The organism is Microcoleus sp. N9_B4 (assembly GCF_036701635.1).
Taxonomy (GTDB): domain Bacteria; phylum Cyanobacteriota; class Cyanobacteriia; order Cyanobacteriales; family Microcoleaceae; genus Microcoleus.
Genome location: NZ_JAUBRC010000056.1, coordinates 20201 through 39810, shown reverse-complemented (window position 1 = coordinate 39810; position 19610 = coordinate 20201). Strand labels below are relative to the sequence as shown.

16 protein-coding genes and 1 pseudogene are annotated in these 19610 nt (G+C 46.8%); 8 read left to right on the top strand and 9 right to left on the bottom strand.

The genetic code is table 11. From position 1 onward, the window contains the following. Nucleotides 1-93: 93 nt before the first annotated feature. Nucleotides 94-1188 (bottom strand): RuBisCO accumulation factor 1, encoded by a 1095-nt coding sequence (locus tag QUA43_RS26555; RefSeq protein WP_333378001.1) that lies wholly within the window; start codon nucleotides 1186-1188, stop codon nucleotides 94-96. Nucleotides 1189-1344: 156 nt separating this feature from the next. Here QUA43_RS26555 and QUA43_RS26550 point away from each other — a divergent pair, with 156 nt between their 5' ends. The 7 genes from QUA43_RS26550 (at nucleotide 1345) to epsE (ending at nucleotide 9633) form a co-directional block, all read left to right on the top strand. Next, nucleotides 1345-2289: a response regulator gene (locus QUA43_RS26550; RefSeq protein ID WP_333377998.1), complete on the top strand. Its 945-nt coding sequence runs from the start codon at nucleotides 1345-1347 to the stop codon at nucleotides 2287-2289. A gap of 284 nt (nucleotides 2290-2573) precedes the next feature. After that, nucleotides 2574-3275, top strand: a complete 702-nt coding sequence (ubiE, locus tag QUA43_RS26545; RefSeq protein ID WP_333377995.1) for a bifunctional demethylmenaquinone methyltransferase/2-methoxy-6-polyprenyl-1,4-benzoquinol methylase UbiE — start codon at nucleotides 2574-2576, stop codon at nucleotides 3273-3275. Nucleotides 3276-3364: 89 nt separating this feature from the next. Further along, nucleotides 3365-4597, top strand: a complete 1233-nt coding sequence (locus QUA43_RS26540; RefSeq protein ID WP_333378007.1) for a DUF445 family protein — start codon at nucleotides 3365-3367, stop codon at nucleotides 4595-4597. A gap of 168 nt (nucleotides 4598-4765) precedes the next feature. Then, nucleotides 4766-5074: a DUF3493 domain-containing protein gene (locus QUA43_RS26535; RefSeq protein ID WP_333057719.1), complete on the top strand. Its 309-nt coding sequence runs from the start codon at nucleotides 4766-4768 to the stop codon at nucleotides 5072-5074. A 595-nt stretch (nucleotides 5075-5669) separates the two neighbouring features. Next, nucleotides 5670-6245, top strand: coding sequence for an alpha/beta hydrolase (locus QUA43_RS26530; RefSeq protein ID WP_333377992.1), 576 nt, complete (start codon nucleotides 5670-5672; stop codon nucleotides 6243-6245). A gap of 556 nt (nucleotides 6246-6801) precedes the next feature. After that, entirely contained in the window at nucleotides 6802-8019 is a 1218-nt protein-coding gene (locus tag QUA43_RS26525; protein WP_333377990.1) for a DegT/DnrJ/EryC1/StrS family aminotransferase, read from the top strand. A 390-nt stretch (nucleotides 8020-8409) separates the two neighbouring features. Beyond that, nucleotides 8410-9633 carry an exopolysaccharide biosynthesis GT4 family glycosyltransferase EpsE gene (epsE, locus tag QUA43_RS26520; RefSeq protein WP_333377987.1) on the top strand — a complete coding sequence of 408 codons (1224 nt, stop codon included), beginning with the start codon at nucleotides 8410-8412 and terminating at the stop codon, nucleotides 9631-9633. Nucleotides 9634-9845: 212 nt separating this feature from the next. Here epsE and QUA43_RS26515 read toward each other — a convergent pair whose 3' ends face one another. Both QUA43_RS26515 and QUA43_RS26510 read right to left on the bottom strand, forming a co-directional pair. Beyond that, on the bottom strand, nucleotides 9846-10070 hold the full coding sequence (locus QUA43_RS26515) for a hypothetical protein (RefSeq protein WP_333152289.1): 225 nt from the start codon (nucleotides 10068-10070) through the stop codon (nucleotides 9846-9848). A gap of 241 nt (nucleotides 10071-10311) precedes the next feature. Beyond that, nucleotides 10312-11025, bottom strand: a complete 714-nt coding sequence (locus tag QUA43_RS26510; RefSeq protein WP_333377984.1) for a low-complexity tail membrane protein — start codon at nucleotides 11023-11025, stop codon at nucleotides 10312-10314. Nucleotides 11026-11329: 304 nt separating this feature from the next. On the opposite strand from QUA43_RS26510, the gene QUA43_RS26505 reads away from it, so the two are divergent. Beyond that, the gene (locus tag QUA43_RS26505; protein WP_333377981.1) at nucleotides 11330-11458 is read left to right on the top strand and encodes a hypothetical protein; all 129 of its coding nucleotides are present in this window, start codon (nucleotides 11330-11332) and stop codon (nucleotides 11456-11458) included. Here the strand turns inward: QUA43_RS26505 and infB are convergent. The 6 genes and pseudogenes from infB to QUA43_RS26475 all read right to left on the bottom strand — a co-directional run bounded on the left by infB (nucleotide 11433) and on the right by QUA43_RS26475 (nucleotide 19369). After that, nucleotides 11433-14600: a translation initiation factor IF-2 gene (gene infB, locus QUA43_RS26500; RefSeq protein WP_333377978.1), complete on the bottom strand. Its 3168-nt coding sequence runs from the start codon at nucleotides 14598-14600 to the stop codon at nucleotides 11433-11435. The two genes, QUA43_RS26505 and infB, sit on opposite strands and share 26 nt — an antisense overlap. 382 nt (nucleotides 14601-14982) lie before the next feature. Then, nucleotides 14983-15297, bottom strand: a complete 315-nt coding sequence (locus tag QUA43_RS26495; protein ID WP_333377975.1) for a YlxR family protein — start codon at nucleotides 15295-15297, stop codon at nucleotides 14983-14985. A gap of 269 nt (nucleotides 15298-15566) precedes the next feature. Next, complete coding sequence (nusA, locus tag QUA43_RS26490) at nucleotides 15567-16853, bottom strand: transcription termination factor NusA (RefSeq protein WP_333377972.1); 1287 nt, start codon at nucleotides 16851-16853, stop codon at nucleotides 15567-15569. A 270-nt stretch (nucleotides 16854-17123) separates the two neighbouring features. Then, nucleotides 17124-17591 carry a ribosome maturation factor RimP gene (gene rimP / locus QUA43_RS26485; protein WP_333040953.1) on the bottom strand — a complete coding sequence of 156 codons (468 nt, stop codon included), beginning with the start codon at nucleotides 17589-17591 and terminating at the stop codon, nucleotides 17124-17126. A gap of 325 nt (nucleotides 17592-17916) precedes the next feature. Continuing rightward, on the bottom strand, nucleotides 17917-18090 hold the full coding sequence (locus QUA43_RS26480) for a hypothetical protein (RefSeq protein ID WP_333377969.1): 174 nt from the start codon (nucleotides 18088-18090) through the stop codon (nucleotides 17917-17919). After that, nucleotides 18077-19369, bottom strand: a pseudogene (locus QUA43_RS26475) (RNA-guided endonuclease InsQ/TnpB family protein). The gene QUA43_RS26480 and the pseudogene QUA43_RS26475 overlap by 14 nt, the downstream one beginning before the upstream one ends. Nucleotides 19370-19610 lie beyond the last annotated feature (241 nt).

Below are 19610 nucleotides of genomic sequence, written 5' to 3'. Positions count from 1 at the left end.
AACAACTAACAACTAACAACTAACAACTAACAACTAACAACTAACAACTAACAACTAACAACTAACAACTAACAACTGACAACTGACAACTGACTAATCATCAATTTGCCACCCATCTTTGGTATAGTCTTCATCCACAATCTTTTTCGGACGCATCACCAGAACAACTCGCCCCAAAATAGGAATATCCGGGGATTGTTCAAACCAGTACAATTCTAAATTGCCAGCGTTATCGGCTAGGAAATAACTGTCTGCATCCCACTGTCTTTGGGCTCGATCGGCAATAATCAAAACTTCTTCAACTTTGCCTTGCAGCGGTACCGGCAATTGATCGCTCATTTCCAAAACAGCCACCGGATCTTCAGCGTTCAAAATTACCTGCCATCCGGGAATTGCCACCCAAGCTCCGGCTCCAGAAAATTTTACCATTCGGAACGGCTCGATTTCCTCCGGCCAAGGCACTGCCAGCAAATCTGTCGTAGAAAGCGGCAATTTGCCCACAACCGGGACAACGCGCGGCAATTGTTCTTCGGTATCCAGCCGATAGACGGGCAAGCGGGGCGCTTCCTTTCTCGAAACTACGGTAAAATCAACGAGCAACTGCTCGATTTGCGCCCTAGCGGTTGGGCTGCTAGCTAATTTTAAACCGCGAGCAATTAAGCGCGATCGCTCTTGCAAATCGCTTTTCTGCCTCGCCAATTGCCAGCATTGGTAAGCCATAGCATCGCCGGGAGTGTCTGTGAACCCTTGGGGGAGACTCCCGAAGTGCGAAAACTCCTTGATCGCTTTAGCAACTTGGCGAGCATCGTCAACATCCAAATTGTGGGTTAGCATCAAAGCAGCCGCCCCGGCACGCTCTACTTGAGAGAGAATCCGAAACTCGTATAAGATATCACTACCTTTGCCCAAGAAGTGCGATCGAACTTCTTCTGAAGCTCCAGCATTTACCATGCTGGTGTAAACTTGGGCTGCGACGCTTACTTGATTTTGCTGAATTGGCTCAAAACCAGTTTCTTCAAAAATCCTTTGAGAGTTGTAGCCAGCTTTTAGCAGTGCTGTGCAGGCCTGTCCCCACTCTACCCAAGTGCCTTCTTTGCGGCGGAGCGATCGAATTAACTTTTCGGCATCCACAGCATTGGTGGAGGGTGCAGATGCAGGATGGGAGGAATCTTGCGGTGTATCAGTCATAATTGAATCAAAAACTAGCGCTAAGTTATGTGTGATTGGATACCGGCAAGGCTCGTGTCGCGGCAGAGCGATAGATTAATAGTAAGTGAGTTATGAGACTATTGTTACAGAATAGTTGCTCGCCTAAATTTACAAAGGGGAGTTTATCGTATTGTTATGGATAATGCCATTTCAGAGCTAGATCAAATTAAACGCCAGCTCATGACCCTACACAGACCGAAAAAGCCCAAAATGCTGGTAGTAGACGACGAACCAGACAATCTGGATTTACTCTACCGCACTTTCCGACGAGATTTTAACGTTCTCAAAGCTGAGAGCGGAATTCGCGCCTTGGAAGTCCTCGGCATCGAAGGCGAGGTCGCCGTGATCATTTCCGACCAGCGGATGCCCGAAATGAAGGGAACGGAGTTTTTGAGCAAAACCGTGCCGCAGTTTCCGAATACGGTCAGAATTATCTTGACTGGTTTTACGGACATTGAAGACTTGGTGGATGCGATTAACTCAGGACAGGTTTATAAGTATATCACCAAGCCTTGGGACCCGAACGAATTGAAAATGGTGGTGCAAAAGGCTGCCGAGACTTATGAAATTCTTAAGCAGCGGACTGAGGAATTGGATCGCGCCCAAACTCAAATACAACTGTTAGCAACAATCATGCAAACTGCTGTGGATTATCCGAGTTTGGAAGCAAGTTTAGATCCAATTGCTACTGCTGTAAGCGATAATTTTTTGGCTGACGCTTGCATTTTGCAACTGGTGGAAGGAAATGTTTTAATACCACTCCAAGGCAGTCACACCACTGGTTCAACTGTGGAAAATTGGCTGGCAGATGATCCTCTGGTTCGAGAAGCAATTACCTCTCAAACTATTCAGGGTGTTGTGAATATTGGGCTCGATACCAACCTAGCGAGTCTGCCGCACTATCAGAAATCCGGCATTCAAGCTCACCTGAGCATCCCGGTGATTCACAAAGGTCGATCGATCGCCCTGATTTCCATGCAGTGGAAGCAACCTTGTTCCTTGCGCCCCGACGAACTCACAACAGTTCACCTCGCCGCTCAAGAAGTTGCTTTGGTATTGACGAGTTTTCAGGGTCATTAGTCATCAGTCATGAGTCATCAGTCATTAGTCCTTAGTCATCAGTCATTAGTCCTTAGTCATCATTCGGCTCTGTGTCTGGAGTCTCAAATGATAGCAAACCAATGATTCTCGACAAAAGCTCATCGCTCGCTAACAAATAAAAAAGCATTAATGACTGGCGACAGCATGACATGAATGCACGGATTAATTATTTTTTCCTGCTGATAAATCACCAATGACCAATGATTAATGGCTAATGACTAATGACCAATGACTAATAACTAATAACTAATAACTAATAACAAATGACTAATAACCCCGAAGAAATTAAAACTATATTTAATCGAATTGCACCAGTTTACAACCAATTAAACGACTGGTTGAGCTTTGGGCAACACCGGATTTGGAAGCAAATGGCGGTGAAATGGAGCAGTGCGGGCCCCGGAAATACTTGTTTAGACTTGTGCTGCGGTAGCGGGGATCTAGCTTTGTTGCTAGCCAAACAAGCAGGGCCGACTGGTTGCGTATTTGGAGTAGATTTTTCCGCCGAACAATTGGCCGTGGCTGCCAAGCGCGATCGACCTTTTCTTACCCCTATAAGTCCCATTTCCTGGGTAGAAGCTGACGCCCTAGACTTGCCTTTTGCTGACAATTACTTCGACTGCGCCACAATGGGTTACGGCCTGCGTAACGTGACTGACATCCCCCGCAGTCTTCAGGAATTGCACCGCGTCCTCAAACCAGGTGCCAAAGCAGCTATTCTCGACCTCCACCGCCCCAGCAATTCCCTAATGCGGAGCTTTCAGCAGTTTTATCTAGACAGTCTCGTAGTGCCCATTGCTCAGCAATTTGGCATGACTCAAGAATATGCTTACATTAATCCTAGTTTAGAAAAATTCCCGATCGGCCAGCAGCAAGTCGCGATCGCCAACAAAGCCGGATTTGCCGCCGCCACCCACTACCCGATTGCTGGAGCTATGATGGGAGTATTGGTATTAGTCAGTTGACTGTTGTCAGTTGTCACTTGTCAGTTGTCAACAGTCAACAGTTAACAGTCAACAATCAACAATCAACAATTCCCAATTCCCAATTATTGATGAATCCCTCTGACATTTGGCTGTTGTTGGCCCCACCTGTAGTGGGAGGAATTATTGGCTATTTCACTAACGATATAGCAATCAAAATGTTGTTCCGCCCCTATCGAGCTATTTACATCAAAGGGCGGCAGTTGCCTTTCACCCCAGGCTTGATCCCCCGCAACCAAGAGCGCTTGGCAAAGCGAATTTCCGACACAATTATGGGTTCGCTGCTGACGCCGGAGGAACTGCAAAACTTGGCGCGCCGCCTCCTGCAAACTGAGCGGATGCAGTCGGTGATTCTCTGGCTGTTGCAGTTGGCGCTGGATCAGGTAAAAGCAGACGCAGAGCAAAAAACGGCTAAAATTCTCGCTAACATTTTGCGAGATTTGCTGGGGGAATCTGTGCCGCGAATTCTCAAAGTTTTGGCGCGCCGGGAAGATTTTTTAGAAGCTCAGCTTAATCAAATTTTTGATCAAGTTTTGCTGGAGATTCAGCTAACGGAAGCTCAGGCGGCTCAGCTTGCTGAGTGGTTGTTGCAGGTAGTAATACCCCCGGAAGTGCTGCGGCAGGCTTTAATTGACTTTTTGACCGATCGCAATATTTCGATCATCGATGAAGGGTTTCGAGAAAAAACCAGTGGCACTTATTGGGTAGTAGCCAATTTGTTTGGTTTGCGGAACACTTTAACTCGGCTGCGGACTTTTTGTCTGGATGACAGAGAGGCGACAAATCAGCGCTTAGCAGAGTTAACTATTTCTTTGGGAATTCGCGGGCGAATTCAGGAATGGCTGCAAAATTTGTCGATGCAAAATTTACCGGTTTCGACTGTGAGACAGTTGCGAAAAACTATGCGCGACAGCGTTCGCAGCTATGTTCAACAGCGCGGTACAGACGTACTTGAGGGGTTGAGCAAATCTATTGATTGGGAAAATATTTCGCGGTTGATTCTCAATCGCTTGCAAACTTCAGCGGTGATGAGCGCTTCCCTGGAAATTGTCAGCAAAGAACTGGCTTTGGTTTTAGAGCGTTATTTAGAGCGGGATTTAGAAAATATTGTAGCTCAGGCTATCCCGATTTTGAATATTGACCAGGTGATTGTCGATCGAGTAAAAGGTACTTCTCCTGAAGAGTTGGAGTTAGCGATTCAGGGAATTGTCAAAAGCGAGTTGCAGGGAATTGTAAATTTAGGAGGCATTTTGGGTGTTTTTATCGGCTGTTTGCAAACAGTTGTGCTTGTGCTTCAGCGGTGATTTATGGCGGCAGTTGTGACATATTTGTTGTAGCCTAATATTCACTCGACTTGCGCCCAAAGTACCAAAAACCTGGTTTTTCGACCGTATTAGCCGCCTCAGCCAGACCGTTTTTGGTAAAAACAGGCTTTTTGTGGCCAAATCCTAATTTACTTATTTTCTAAATCTATGCCAGCTCCAAATTCGGACGATCGCACAAACATCCCAAAAAATCCGCGCAACCTCAGCCGCCAACAATACGAGCGTTTAACCGCAGAAATGGCCACTCCCTACCGGCCTCTGCGACAGTTTGTCTATGTAGCTTGTGGCGCTTCGGGCTTTATCGGCGGCTTGGTTTTCCTCGCTAAAATTGCCTCGGGGCGGGAAATTGGTTCTGCTTTGCCTAATTTTGCCCTCCAAGTCGGAGTTGTGGCCCTGATGGTGTTCCTGTTTCGCTGGGAGCAGCGCGCCGAGGGCCGATCCCCGAAGTCGAAGTAACAAAAATTTACAAATCGAGACAAAAATCTATCTGAGGCAAGGAAAATTTATAAATATAAAGAAATTATTATGAAATCGTGGTTTTCCAGCGATCCCTGTAATTATAAGAATGTGGCTTCAATTGGGGTCAGCAAATTTAAAGGCCCTAATCATAAACCGCTTGTAATTCGTTCAATTGGGGTCAGCTTTCATAAAGACCCTAAATATATAAAATAAATTTCAGCCCAGCGCCAGCCTTCACTGATAGAAGAGCTGGCGTTCGGCATTTTGCTAGGATCGGGAGATTGGGAGATAGAATCAGTAGGCTGTGCACCGCGCACAGAGTCAAAAGCCCGTACTAGCGCCCTGAACCGAGTTTTTTGCCTAGCATCCGATATAGGTAATGCCAGTTCCCAAAAATCATGCAACTGTAGGCCCCTACTAGAAATCACGATGATTAGTCATTTGCAATTCTAAAATCTCAAATCTAAAATCTAAAATGGTATAACGGCTGGCGCGATCGAATAATGTGGCATTTCCCGAAGACCTTAGTCTGTGCAGTAACTAATGAGATGTGTCAAAGTCGAAGTAGAAAAAGATGTTGGGAGATTTTACTATGGGTCGATCATTTTTCAAAGGGCGGTGGACGTTATTTTTGGCAGCAGGCGCGGGAATTGTATTTTACAGCAATGCTGCGGCGGCTGCCGAAAAGGTAGTGCTCAAATACAGTGCGATCCGAATGACTTTACCCGTCAGCGAATTAGAAATTTTTGCAGAAACTGGGAAAATGTCGCCCGGGTTAGAAATGCTGCTGGGAAAAGCCAAAAAAGACCCGGAAGCGGTTCGCAACAGTCTGACGAGACCGGTAAAAGTCAGTCAAAGCTTTTTGGATCGGACGCTTAACAGCAAGGTTGGGGAAATAATTCTCGATGAAGTTGGTCAGGTAATTCGCACTCCTTCTGGGGATGCAAATCGAGAAGCTTTGAGATCTGCCTTGGTGCTGTCTGCAACTAATGATAACGAGATTACACTGCTGGAAGCGATGAAGAATTATCCTACTCCAGAAGTTTATGTTGAGGGCGATCGTTTAGTTGAAGCTTACGGTAAACTTGTAGCTTTGTCAGAACAATTGGGCGGCGTTTCAGAACGGCTGCAAGATATTTTGAACAAGATTCGTCTGCCTCGATTGTAGTGGATTTTGTCAAGGACGGTTGATTGCTTCGAGCGATCGCAGAATGTTGCTGAACCTGCATCAATTACAGGGGAGTTACATTTTTTTTGTGCAAAATTTGCCTAAATTTTACACGAGTTAAAACAAAATCTAACTCCACCCAAGCTCCAAACCTCACGGGAATCTGTCATTCCTAATTCTAAAATTAAAAATCACAAATTAGATAACTTCGCTGTCAAATCTTTCTCTGGATAGATGTTCGACATCTTACAAAAAGTTTATAGAGAAAAAATATTTTTTTAAAAAAGTATTTAAAGTAAAAAATGCGGGTAAGAGCTTGTGTATCACCCATAAACTGAAATACGATCTACTGGACATTGCAGATTATCTATCTTAAAATATATAAATTCTGTCAGGGTCAGGCGCTTGCGAAAAAACGGCTTGTCATTAGTAAGCTTGTTATACAAAAGATGCCATTACACAAGGTATTAGCAAAAAATCTGGGTAAAAAACGCTGATACTGCATTCATTAACACTTCCATTTGATCAAGTTTACTTACTGGGTAACACTAGCAACATGAACAACAATCCTATTCGTTCAAAAGACCGTTTCTTGGTTTTCGGTGCACCGGCGATCGAAGATGCTGAAATTCAAGAAGTGGTGGCAACCATGAAAACAGGTTGGTTGGGTACAGGCCCGAAAGTCATGAAATTTCAAGACGAATTCAATGCTTACAAGGGTTCCAAGTACGCGATAGCAGTCAATTCTTGTACGGCGGGACTGCACTTGAGCGTCCTCGCTGCTTGCTTGGAACCGGGGGATGAAGTCATTACTACTCCGATGACTTTTTGCGCTACAGTTAATGCCATCATCCATGCAGGGGCAACACCGGTATTGGCGGATGTAGATCCGGTGACAATGAATATTGACCCGGCTCAAGTAGAAGCTAAAATCACTTCAAAAACTAAAGCAATTTTGCCGGTTCACTTCGCGGGTCGTCCCTGCGATATGGATGCGCTTTGCGAGATTGCTAGCCGTCACAACTTGAAGTTAATTGAAGATTGTGCTCACGCGATCGAAACAGAGTACAAGGGGCGGAAATCAGGCACATTTGGCGACTTCGGATGCTTCAGCTTTTATGTTACCAAAAACATCACGACGGGCGAAGGAGGAATGATTCTGGTCGCCAGTCAAGAAGATACCGACAAGCTCAACATTTTAGCGCTGCACGGTATGAGCAAAGATGCTTGGAAGCGCTTCAGCGACTCGGGTTACAAGCACTACCAAGTGGTGGGAGTGGGTTTTAAATACAATATGATGGATCTGCAAGCTGCGATCGGCATTCATCAATTGAAACGAGTCACGCCTTATTGGCAGCGGCGGGAGCAGATTTGGCAGCGCTACAACGAAGCCTTTGCGGATTTGCCGATTACTTTGCCAGCCAACCCCGAACCGGATACAATTCACGCTTATCACCTGTACACCATTCTGGTAGATGAAGCCAAAACTGGAATCAGCCGCGACGAATTTCTCAACGCTATCAATGCTGAAAATATCGGTGTCGGCGTACATTATATGAGTATGCCGGAACATCCTATCTATCAAGAAATGTTTGGATGGCAGCCGGAAGACTATCCGAATGCTGGCTACATTGGGCGGCATACAGTTAGCTTGCCGATTTCGGCCAAATTAACCGATGCAGATGTGGAAGATGTAATTGCTGCTGTTAAAAAATGTTTGGCGATGGGCAAAGATCGGACTCGATTAAAGGTTACAGCAGGCAAAACCGCCTAGACTATTAGCCACAAAACAATGTGAAACCTCTCCGGGTAGTCAGCATCTACTCAAGGACTGCTCACATTCAGTACCCTAAAATTTTACACCCTCTCAACGTAGTGGGACTGGAGTTTTTGGTTGATACATCTCGACTTTTTTGGATCTCCCCCAAACTATGTTTGTATCTATTAAAAATTCTGAGAAATTAAATGTCTGGGGTGCCGAATGTGAGTCCAAATTCTGTGAACCTAGATTTTGTAAAGCGAGCATTTATTGAAATCACCGACTACCTATCCCAACAAAATGGCAGGGCGTGGGTTCCGCCAGCTAAAGTTTTTTAATCAGGAACAAACAAGCGATTGTTTAGCACATTTCAATTTGTCGATTTGCTAAGGAAAAGAATCAATAATGAATAAACAGATTGGCTACTTTATCCCTGAATTTCCCGGACAAACTCATACTTGGATATGGCGAGAATATCAAGCAATGCTCGATCTTGGTATGAAACCTCACATGATATCAACCCGCCGTCCGCCCACTAAAGTTGTACATACTTGGGCCGAGAAAGCGCAAAGTATGACTGATTATTTGATACCCTTTGAGACCAAAGATTTTGTGAAGGTTCCCATAGAACTCATCAAAGCTGGCCCGATTGCCTGGTGGCGCTGCCTCAGTGTAATTGCTAATACTAAAAATCTATCCTTTTCTCAAAGGCTTTACTATTTGGTATGGGTTGTTATGGGGGCTAAGCTAGCTTGGCTTGCCAGAACCCAGGGCTGGTCTCACGTCCACGTTCATTCCTGTAGCAATGCTGCTAATATAGCCCTATTTGCCTCCATACTTTCGGACATCACTTATAGTCTGGCTCTTCTCGGTCAGTTAGAAGATTTTGGGCCAAATCAAGAACAAAAATGGAAACATTCTGCTTTTGCTTCTGTAATGTCTAAACAACTCCTCAATTCTGTCAAAGATGAGCTGGCAGGCTTCTTGCCCAAGGATGTCAGGGTGTCACCAGTCGGTGTAAATCTAGATGAAGTTAAGCGTGAAACTCCCTATACTCCTTGGCAGGAAGGCAGTCAATGCCGAATTTACACTTGTGGCCGTCTGAATATAGCAAAAGGACAAAAGTACCTGATTGAGTCAATTAAGTTGCTTCGAGAACGAGGGTTTGATGTCCGCTTGCAGATTGCTGGGGAAGATGCAGAATCTGGTAATGGCTACCGTAAAGAACTCGAGAAATTCATTCAAGAGCAATCAATGTCTGATTATGTTGAGCTGCTTGGTTCTGTCTCAGAAGAACGAAATCGCCAAGGTTATCAAGAGGCTGATATTTTTGTTTTACCCAGCTTGAAAGAGGGAATTTCTGTAGCTGTTATGGAAGCAATGGCTATGGAAACTCCTGTAGTAGTGACGCAGGTGGGTGGAATGGCGGAATTGATAGATAACGGTGTTGACGGTATGCTAGTCCCGCCGGAAAATCCCGAAAAAATGGCAGAGGCCATAGCAAAATTGCTAAAGGACAAAGAATTAACATTGAGCATGATTCAGAAATCTCGACAGAAGATTGCTGCTAAATTCCACCATCGGCGTAGTGCTCAAATATTACTTGAATCCTTGGAGCAGCTCAGCTAATTTTTGGACGATTCAATCCGGTGATTTTTTAAGTTTTAAGTAGGTATCGATAACGTCCTAGCTCCTGAATAGAAGGAGCTAGGATATTTATGATTCATTCTAAAACGCCCTTTGTTCTGAGAAATCGTGAAATTAACGCCGTGTTTCAAGTTGGTTTTAAACATGGGGCGATGGAAAGGTACTATCGGTTACAGCATTTGGCTTGGCTGCTCTCAGTAAGCCAAAGTTTCTAAAGTTTCCCGCAGATAGGAACGAACCTGCTGATCGATGGTGGCATTTTGCTGCTGACGCTCAAAATTGAGTTCTAGCTGCCAGCGTTGAAATCCTGAACTTGCGCCGATCGCGGATTTGAGACTGCCCCAGATTTCAGAATCTTCGCACAGCTCGATCGGCTCTGCGGCTTGAGGTTCTTGTGCGATCGGTAAATAATTCGCCATATTGTTATACCTCTATTTTAATCCCCTGTAAGGATTGAAAGCTGACCTTGACACTCTCTATTATAGATTCTTCTCTCCAGATAGCCAACATAAAATATCCACAACCTGCGGTTAAAAATTAAATATTAAGACTATTAATAATCTCTATCCGAAGAGGGGCCTTACCTATTTTTTTAACAGCATACATCGGTACAAATTAAAGTAGCTTAAACTACAATTGTCCCCCTCTTAATTTTTTATTTCACTTTTTTTCGATCGACTGTTCGGGTAGAGATGTAACGCCGTTGGTGTCAGCAGGTTTTGGGTTGACAAGACTGCCGACTGACGAATTCCCTATGCCGGATGCTGGCCCAATGGACTCTGCAGGTGCAGCCACAGCGGCAGTTGTCTCGGCTGCCAAAGCCGGCAAAAGTCGATCGACTTGCCAGGGCGCGATCGTAAAATCCTGCCGAATTTTTTCTAAAACATGAGGCTTTGTCGCTGCAAATTCTGATTCCGGCGTCAGCAAAACCGCCATGACACTAGCAGACACCTGCAAAAACAAATTGCTAGCTAAAAAAGCAGCAACTGCCAACAACAATCCAGCCCACCGCCAGGAAGGAGGAAAGGGAGCCACCGAAGCCGCGAGGGGAGCCAATCGGTAGAGTTGCCACAAAATTACTGCCAGCAAAACAGCGACAAAAAGAGCGATTCCTTGATTTAACTTAGTTTTAAACCGAGTCAGAAGCCGGTGCTGCACAGAACTTAAATTCTGCGGTTTCACCGCCACAACTAAAATACTAAAAATGTAAAAAGGGCGGAACCACTGCATCCACAGCACAGGAACAATACCTGCTACAGCCACTAAAAATATTTCTAACCAGACAGGGAGCAGGGGAGAACCCACTGCGAGTCCCAGCAAGCACAGTCCCAGGAAAATCGGCAGTGTAGCCGCCCCAGAAAGGTGAATCCACAAAAAAGGATCTGACCAAAAAGAACGCACTTTAAATAATTATGAGTTATGAATTAGGAGTTTTGAATCTTGGATTTTGAGATTTTGGGATGCACTCTTGACTCTGAAATCCGATGCCAGGAGTAAATATTTAGCTATCAAACCGAGGACTTACAAGCAGAAATCTGGTTTATTTCGGTAATTCTTATTTGAGCGAGCGAATTTTAAATTTTAAGCAAGGGTAAAGACGATTAGGAAGTTCTTAATTCCTTCTTCCTTCTTCTTTCGGTCAACTGTCAACTGTCAACTGTCAACTGTCAACTGTCAGATGAGTTTGGGAGTATTGAGTGAAGAGAAGAGTGGCGAGCGATCGGCAATTTGGTTGCGATCGCTCAAAAATTCTCTTCCCACTCAACACTCACAACTCAAAACTATTGAGAGAGAGTCCGGCGTTTAGTAACCATCCGGTAGGCTTCAATAAGATCGCCATCCGCCCAGTCGCTAAACCCGCTCAAGGAAATGCCGCATTCAAAGCCAGCATTGACTTCCTTGGCATCTTCCTTCATCCGTTTTAGGGAGTCGAGGACACCTTCGTAAACGACATTGTTACCCCGGCGCACCCGCACCTTACAGTTACGGATGACTTTGCCAGAGAGTACCATACATCCAGCCACAGCCCCGCGACCGATCGCAAAGACAGCGCGCACTTCCACTTGACCCAAAGGTTCTTCCACCAATTCGGGTTCCAGCAGGCCTTCCATCGCCCCTTGAATGTCATCCAAGAGGTTGTAGATGATGCTGTATTCCCGCACGTCTACGCCCGCTTGGTCGGCCGCGAGGCGAGCGTCGGTGGCGAGAGTAGTATTGAACCCGATAATTACAGCATTACTGGCTGCTGCCAGGTCAATATCCGTTTCTGTAATTTCCCCAGGAGCAGATAGCAGCAGTCGGAGTTGAACTTCTTTTTGAGGAAGTTGAGTCAGAGCGCCGACAATTGCTTCGAGGGAGCCTTGGACATCTGCCTTCAAGATCAAGTTGAGTTCCTTGAGAACGCCTTCCTTAGCTTGTTGAGAGAAGCCGCTGAGGCTGATCCGGCCGCCTTGCAGCAGGCGTGAATCTCGTCGGGAGGTAGCTCTTCCAGAGGCGATCGCCGCAGCTTCTTTTTCATTTGCGAAGACATCAAACTCGTCTCCGGCGCGAGGAACTTCCCGCAGCCCTAGCACTTCCACCGCGAAGGATGGAGTTGCTTGCTCTACGCGATCGCCCCGGTCATCGATCATGGCGCGCACCTTGCCCAAAGCCGAGCCTGCGACCACAATATCGCCCACTCGCAGAGTGCCGTTCTGCACCAGCAGAGTTGCCACAGGCCCCCTTGCCTTGTCGAGGTGAGCTTCAATCACAGTACCCTTAGCCGGTCGGTGCGGGTTGGCGTTGAGGTCTTCCATTTCCGCCACTGTCAGAATCATTTCCAACAGAGTATCCAGGTTTTCGCCTCGAATCGCGCTAACTGGAACCATCGTGATATCGCCGCCCCAGTCATCTGCCACCAAGCCGTACTCAGTAAGCTCTTGCTTCACCCGTTCCGGCTGAGCACCCTCCTTGTCAACTTTATTGATAGCCACGACAATTGGCACTTTCGCCGCTTTCGCGTGGCTGATCGCTTCAATTGTCTGGGGTCGCACGCCGTCGTCCGCCGCCACCACCAAGATGGCGATGTCCGTAACCCGTGTTCCCCGAGCCCGCATCGCTGTAAAGGCTTCGTGACCGGGCGTATCCAAAAATACCACCTGCTGGCTCTTGCCTTCGTGTACCACATCCACGTGGTAAGCACCGATGTGCTGGGTAATGCCCCCAGCTTCTCCTTGAGCCACCTTGGTTTTGCGGATCGAGTCGAGCAAGGTAGTTTTACCGTGATCCACGTGTCCCATAATCGTTACGACTGGCGGACGGCGTTCGAGGTATTCCAAATCCGCTGCGTCCAGCATCTCGATCACTTTGATAGCTGGGGCTACTTTTTCTGGGGTTTCTACCTCTACGCCCATTTCTTCGGCTACCATTCTCACCGCTGAAATGTCCAAGGTTTCGGTAATGTTGACCGCAATACCTTTAGAGAACAGCCGCTTAATAATTTCGGTTTCGGGAACAGCCAGAGTAATTGCTAGTTCTTGAACGGTCATCGGCCTGCTCAGCAGCAGCTTTTCTGGACGTTCTACCTTAGCTTCGGCTGTTTTGCCCCGGTTGCCGCGTCCCCCACTAGAACCAGAAGAAGAACTTTTATCGTGAGAAGGGCCCGGTCTTTTATTTTTTCCACTGCTTCCGGGTGCGCCCGGAGTTGGTGTTGACTTGGGTGCTGCTTGTGACTTCGCTTTAGCTGGGCGGGCTAGGGACAGGCTGACCGTGACTGGTGCTGGCAGATCCAAGCCGTTTTCTAAGTCGTCGTCATCCTCATCTATTGGTTTGAGGCGAGAACGTTTTGCCTTAACAGCCTTGGCAGCTTTGGCAGCATCTGAGTTTTCGTCATCATCTTCTTCCCAAATGACCGATGTCTTTTTGGCAGGACGAGGGAGGGAGGGCCTTTCGAGGAGAGTAATCCCCAGCAACGGCGTATTATCTTCTTCATTGTCATCCGTGTCATCCCCTGCGGCTCCGGTGTCACCGCCCCGGCTACGCAGCCCGGTAGCTGACGTTGCGGGGGCAAGGCTCCGGCGCGGGCCACCGGGCTGGGGTCGATCGGCAAGTTGAGTTTTGACTGGGCCACCAGCGCCTTCCCGGCGCGGTCTTTGCGCGTCGCGAGATTCGGTACCTCCCGGTGCAGGTCTGCTGGGGCGGCTCGGTTTAGCCGGCGCTTCCAGAGTTTCTGACTGTCCTGATTGCTCTTGCTCGGTTTTTGCAAGTTTGAGTACCGGCTTGTTCCCCAGATTTTGTGGGGTACGGCTAGCCGACTCTGACGCCCCTCTGACTGGCGGCGACGTGAGTTTGGCCGACGGCGCAGGGGGGGCGATCGGCGGTTGCTGGGTGCGTTCTGGAGCCTTTTCCGACGGCGGTTGAGGTGCCACAGGTGCCTGAGCCTGGGCGGTGGTTTCCGGGGCGATCGCACCTACAGTTTCCGACACTATTTCTGACGGAGCCGCCGACACAGCGACATTTGGCTTCGACAGTACAGGTCGATTGATATTCGGTTTAGCTGGAGGCTGGAGTTGTTGAGCTGCAGGCGACTTGGGAGGAGTTGCCACGGTTGCCGTCGGCTGATTTTTGTTCTCCTCGTTGCCTGCAGGCTGGGAGTTTGCACCAGCCGGTCGTACTTTTGGACTGCGTATTTCTAAAATTTGCTGCTTTTTTTGTTGGTCGTTAGGGTGAGGGCCAGATTCTCTAGATGGCGCTGCTGCTCTTTCGGGTGGAGCTGGCTTGCCGGGGGAAGAGTGGCTACTGGCTACGTATTTTTCCGCCGTTTTGCGAATGCGCTCTGCTTCGGATTCTGTAATTGTGCTGCTGTGGCTCTTGACTGAAATATTGAGCCGCTCGCAAACTGCCAAGATGTCTTTATTATCCAAATTTAGTTCCCGTGATAATTCGTAAATTCTTACTTTGCCGTTGTTCATCCACTCTGCCCTCTTTTGTGCCAACCAGTTTTTACATTGTGATTTTTTGTGCTAATGACGACATCATTCGGTGTGATTGATTCAGTGTCAGGAATCGGGGTTTTGGTACTCGCTCAGCAATTTTATCTAAAAGATGCAACTCGCTGAAGTCTGCGGTTGAAGAATTCTCAAGTCTGTTTGGGAACTTGGAACTCCGAAGTCTGAGTTTTGGCAAAACCCACTCTCTCAAGCTTCAAAGTTTGCCTTTCCACCTTGAGGATACCTCTGCTAGTACCCTACCCTTATCTAATCTGACACAAATCTTTCCAGACTGGTGGGCAGATCGGATTGGGGTTTTATAGCTGGCGCTACCAGTAATTACTGGTAGGGCTGCCAAGAGGGTTTATACAGTCGATGCCGAACTATTGTCGGTTTTTCGTCCGGCTAGGCCCGAGTAAGATGTACAGTCAGATGTGGCTAAACGCTGCCAAAGTGTTTGGTAGAGTTCGTCAGACACAGGTGCTTTGAGCGATCGCCCAAGTCGATTTTTTTTCTGAGCTGCTTTGAGGCATTCTGCTTCCCGACAAAGGTAAGCAGAACGGCCTATGCCATGATCTAATTGTACCTGATGAGAAGGATAGAGCCTGACTACTCGCCAAAAAGCTTCCTTAGGAGCTATTTTTCGACAACTTGCACAGCACCGGTAGTTCGGTTTCATTTCTTGTGAGAGGGGGAGTAGGGGACAAGTCCTCCTTGTCTGGCGAAGATAGAACATCTTATGACAAGGACTCAGGAGTCAGAAGACAGAATTCAGAATTCAAAATACGCCATGCCCCAAGTCAGGGGTAAGGGTCACGGAAAGAATTTTTTCGGCTCCACGATTAAAATCGGGGGCTTTAAACCTCGATTCTCCATCCTGTCGCACAGAACCCATGCTGGATTCTGGCTCCTGAATTCTGAATTCTTCTTCGGTAAATGTCACAGTTTTTAGACTGCGGCTTCGGTTTCCTCCGTGGCGGCTGCCTCCTCTTGCTCAAATTCTGCGGTTTCCTCGTCGTCGTAGTCGCCTGCTTCGTCTGCGTCGTAGTCGCCTGCTAGTTCTTCGAGCCTGGTTGCTTCTGCTGCCAATTTGGTGTCTTCGGCGGCGCGATCGTACTTAGCAATATCTTTGATATCGATTTTCCAACCAGTTAGGCGGGCTGCGAGGCGGACATTCTGACCTTCTTTGCCAATGGCAAGACTCAGTTGGTCTTCAGCGACCAAAATGTGAGCTCTCCTGCCTTCTGGAGCAACTAAACGCACTTCATCTACTCTAGCGGGACTCAGAGCGTTAGCAATATAAGTTGCGGGGTCTGGAGACCAGCGGATCACGTCGATTTTTTCGCCGCGCAATTCGTTTACTACTACCTGAATCCGCGATCCCCGCGCTCCGATGCAGGCTCCTACAGGGTCTACGTCGCGATCGAGAGTATCAACTGCTATTTTAGTCCGGGGGCCGACGTGCCGGGATGGCGGATTTGCCTCCCTGGCTACGGCGACAATTCTCACCACACCGTCTTCTATTTCTGGTACTTCGTTAGCAAACAGGTAAACCACCAAACCTGCGTCCGCTCTAGAAACAAGTAACTGCGGCCCTCTAGTAGAGCCTTCGCCTACTTTTTTGAGATAAACCTTGAATGTAGCGTTAGCCCGATAATTGTCGTTGGGCAACTGTTCGCGCTTAGGGAGTTCGGCATCTACTTCTGGCTGACCGAAGCTGCTGGTAACTGCTAAAATTACCGACTGCCTCTCAAACCTGAGAACTCTTGCTTGAAGAACTGTTTCTTCTAAATCTTTAAACTCTTCTTGAATCATTTTGCGCTGTTGGTCGCGCAGTTTTTGAGCGAGAACTTGTTTGGTTTGGATCGCGGCCATGCGACCAAATTCTTTTTGATTTGGTGTTACGTCTACGAGCACGATGCTCCCCGGCTGAGCTTCCGTGGCTACTTCTTGCACTTCGGAAAGTGAGATTTCGTGATCGGGATTGATGACTTCTTCGACAATAGTTTTGTTGGCTAAAACGCGGAAACCTTCTTGTTCTGCGTCGAGTTCTACATCAAAGTTGTCGAAGTATTCTTCGCTGAAGTGATCGAGTTTTTGGGTGCGGCGGTAGCGTTCGTATCCTTTGAGCAGGGCTTCTCGCAAGGCTGCTTGGACGGCGTGTTTGGGCAAATTGCGTTCTTTGCTAATACCTTCGACCATTTCTTTGAGTCCGGGCAGGGGAACCATTGACATATAAAACTCTCCTTTTTTGCTGTGGTAATAAGTAACTGGTAATCGGTAATTGGTACTGGGAAATTTTCAAGCAGAAGTAATGACATAGGAGTGATGAGTTACTGAATAGGATTAGGGGAAATCGGTGCTGTAACAATTTATTTGTTGTCCCTATTCAACCCGCTGCTACAGATATGATTGTTAAAAATTAACTCGCAGCCAAGCGTTTTCAGCTTGCTGCGAGGCAATCTCAAAACTCAAAACTCAAAACTCAAAACTCAAAATTTCCCTTTACATCTCCTTTCCTTCGTCTAGTTCAACTTTGACAATCTGAGGGCGGGGAATTTTAACCTGTCGCCCTTTTTGATTGAGATAAACCGCTGTTTCATCCCGGCCCAGGAGTAGTCCTTTCCACTCTTTGATTCGCGAGTCGGGTTCGGTGGTTTTGGCTGTCACGGGGAAACCTTTAAAGGTAATAAATTCTCGATCGCTGCTGAGTAATCGGGATATTCCGGGACTGGAAATCTCTAGCACGTAGGCATCGGGTATGATGTCGGCTGCCTCTAACTCAGCATCGAGGGCTGTGCTCATGCGCTCGCAGTCGGCTAAACCAGTGTCTTGTTGGAGGTTGCGGATGTCTACCCGCAAGACGGGAGGATTTTGGTTGGTGTGAAACACTGCTCCCACTACTTCCAATCCCAGTGTTTCCGCAACGGGGGTAGCTAAGTCAATGATTTGTGGGATTAGGGGATGAGTCATATCGAATACTTAAGTTAAAACTCCTAAACTCGGACACGGGCAAGGAAAAATTTGGTGTTGAGATTGCTTGGTTTTGAGGTGGTTTGATTAGGTGGCTGCGACTTTCGTCTTCAACTTTGGGACTTACCCAACATCCCAGCAGGGATCTCAAGCGGGGGGATTACCCCTACTAAATCAGTCCTCAACTTGCAAGTCAGACGCCCTGAGCTCTTTTCCTGCGACTAATGCAACAAAAAAAGTGGGCTTGACCCACTCCTAGGTAAAACAATTTCTTCCAAGAAGTTTGAGGACTTCTTTCGATCGAAGGGAGGCCTCAGTTCTCAGTTTAGCTCGATCGCCCGCCCGGTGACAAACTGATCGCCATCGGCGGACTGTCCGAGGGCAGAAGGGGATAGCTGACAGGGGGAATCAGGACGACTTCATCACCGTTTTGGAGTGGGGTGGGGCGAGGGCAAATTCCTGGTTGATAGCTGGCAAAAGTATAGTCATTTATAGACATGGGAGGCGTTAAGCCCCTCCCCTTTCACTTTTACTTGGAGCGGATTGACCCGCCTCGGCCCAAGTACGCAGCTCCCTATCCCATTGCTAAACGCATTTGGGATTGCTTTTCTGAGAATGTTATACGCTGCGTTCACGTCAGAATTAATTAACTGACCAGTCGATGTTTTGTACAAACCTCGCTTGATCCGTTTACCAGTGAACACAGGCTCTTTTTCTGTTTTTCCATAAACAGGAATTGGGTCTAAACCTAAAAAACTAGAGCGGGATGTGTAGGATTATTCCTGCACAATTACTGTGATTCCCACCAACCGAGATTTGTATTCTAACATCTCAATTAATCGAGAGTGAGGAATACTGACAAAATTTTGGTTTGTTTGTTTACCTAGATTGATATCGGTTTTCCACTGTGCATTTTTGCCGATTACCAGCGTTCCAATTTGGTTCACTACCAAATGGTCAACAATCACACGACTAGCATGATGCAAGTAATTATCAACTTTCTGATTACGACAGCGAGTTAATCGCTGAATTCTGGGTGAGGTTTGACGATTCCCTTTTAACTGGGATTGTAATCGGGATTTGCGTTTGTTATAGAACTGGTTAATCGATTTTAATGGTCGCCCGTTAATCAACAAAGGGATAAATCCCGGCTGATTTGAAGTTAACGCCACTAAATTATCTAGTCCTAAATCAATACTAGCTACAGAGTTGGCATTACTGATGGTGGACTCCGCTTCACTTCGACTTCGCTCAGTACAAGCATCATAAATCACCTCAATTACATATGAATCACATTTCGGAACCATTCTAACTTGACAAATCTGGTTGGGATTGAGTTGGGTTTTAATTGAAAGCTCAGTGCCGGAAAGTTTGATAATTCCTTTCTTTAACTGTTTGCTACTAATTGCTTGAATCGTGTAAACGAGAAGGTTTCGCCCTTTAGTCTTATCTTTGTACTTTGGCAATTTTGGGCGACCCGTGAATCTTGAAGAGTCAGATTTGTAAGCTTTAACGGCTTCAAAAAACGATTTCCAATTCTTGTCTAGCACCATTAAGATTTGCTGACTTACTTTAGCAGGCAAAGCCTTATATGCTTCGTGAGACTTCATCAATCGGTTCATTTCGTTGTAATTGACATAGCCCCACCCATAAATAAAACTCTGACGAATGACGTAATTGGTGGCATTGTAGAGGTTTTTGGACTTGAAAGCTAATTCGTCAATCTGGACGAAACGATGTTCCGTTGATTTAATGATGTGCCTCTCTGTTAGCTGCATTTGAGACTTCCGTTCTTTGGGCTGTGCGTATTTCTTGTTCAACACTCATAGCGATATGATACCATTATTGTTTATAATTGCTTATAAACTCAAGGAAGTTTTACAATACCGAAGCAGGTGCGATCGCCCCTAGAACAGGGGTGAAGTGGCACTCAGGCGTTCTAGGACTTGCGATACAAGAGTTTCTTAGGGAAATTCTAATTTCAGTTCGGACAAGCCCTATGCTTCTTGATAGGCGGCC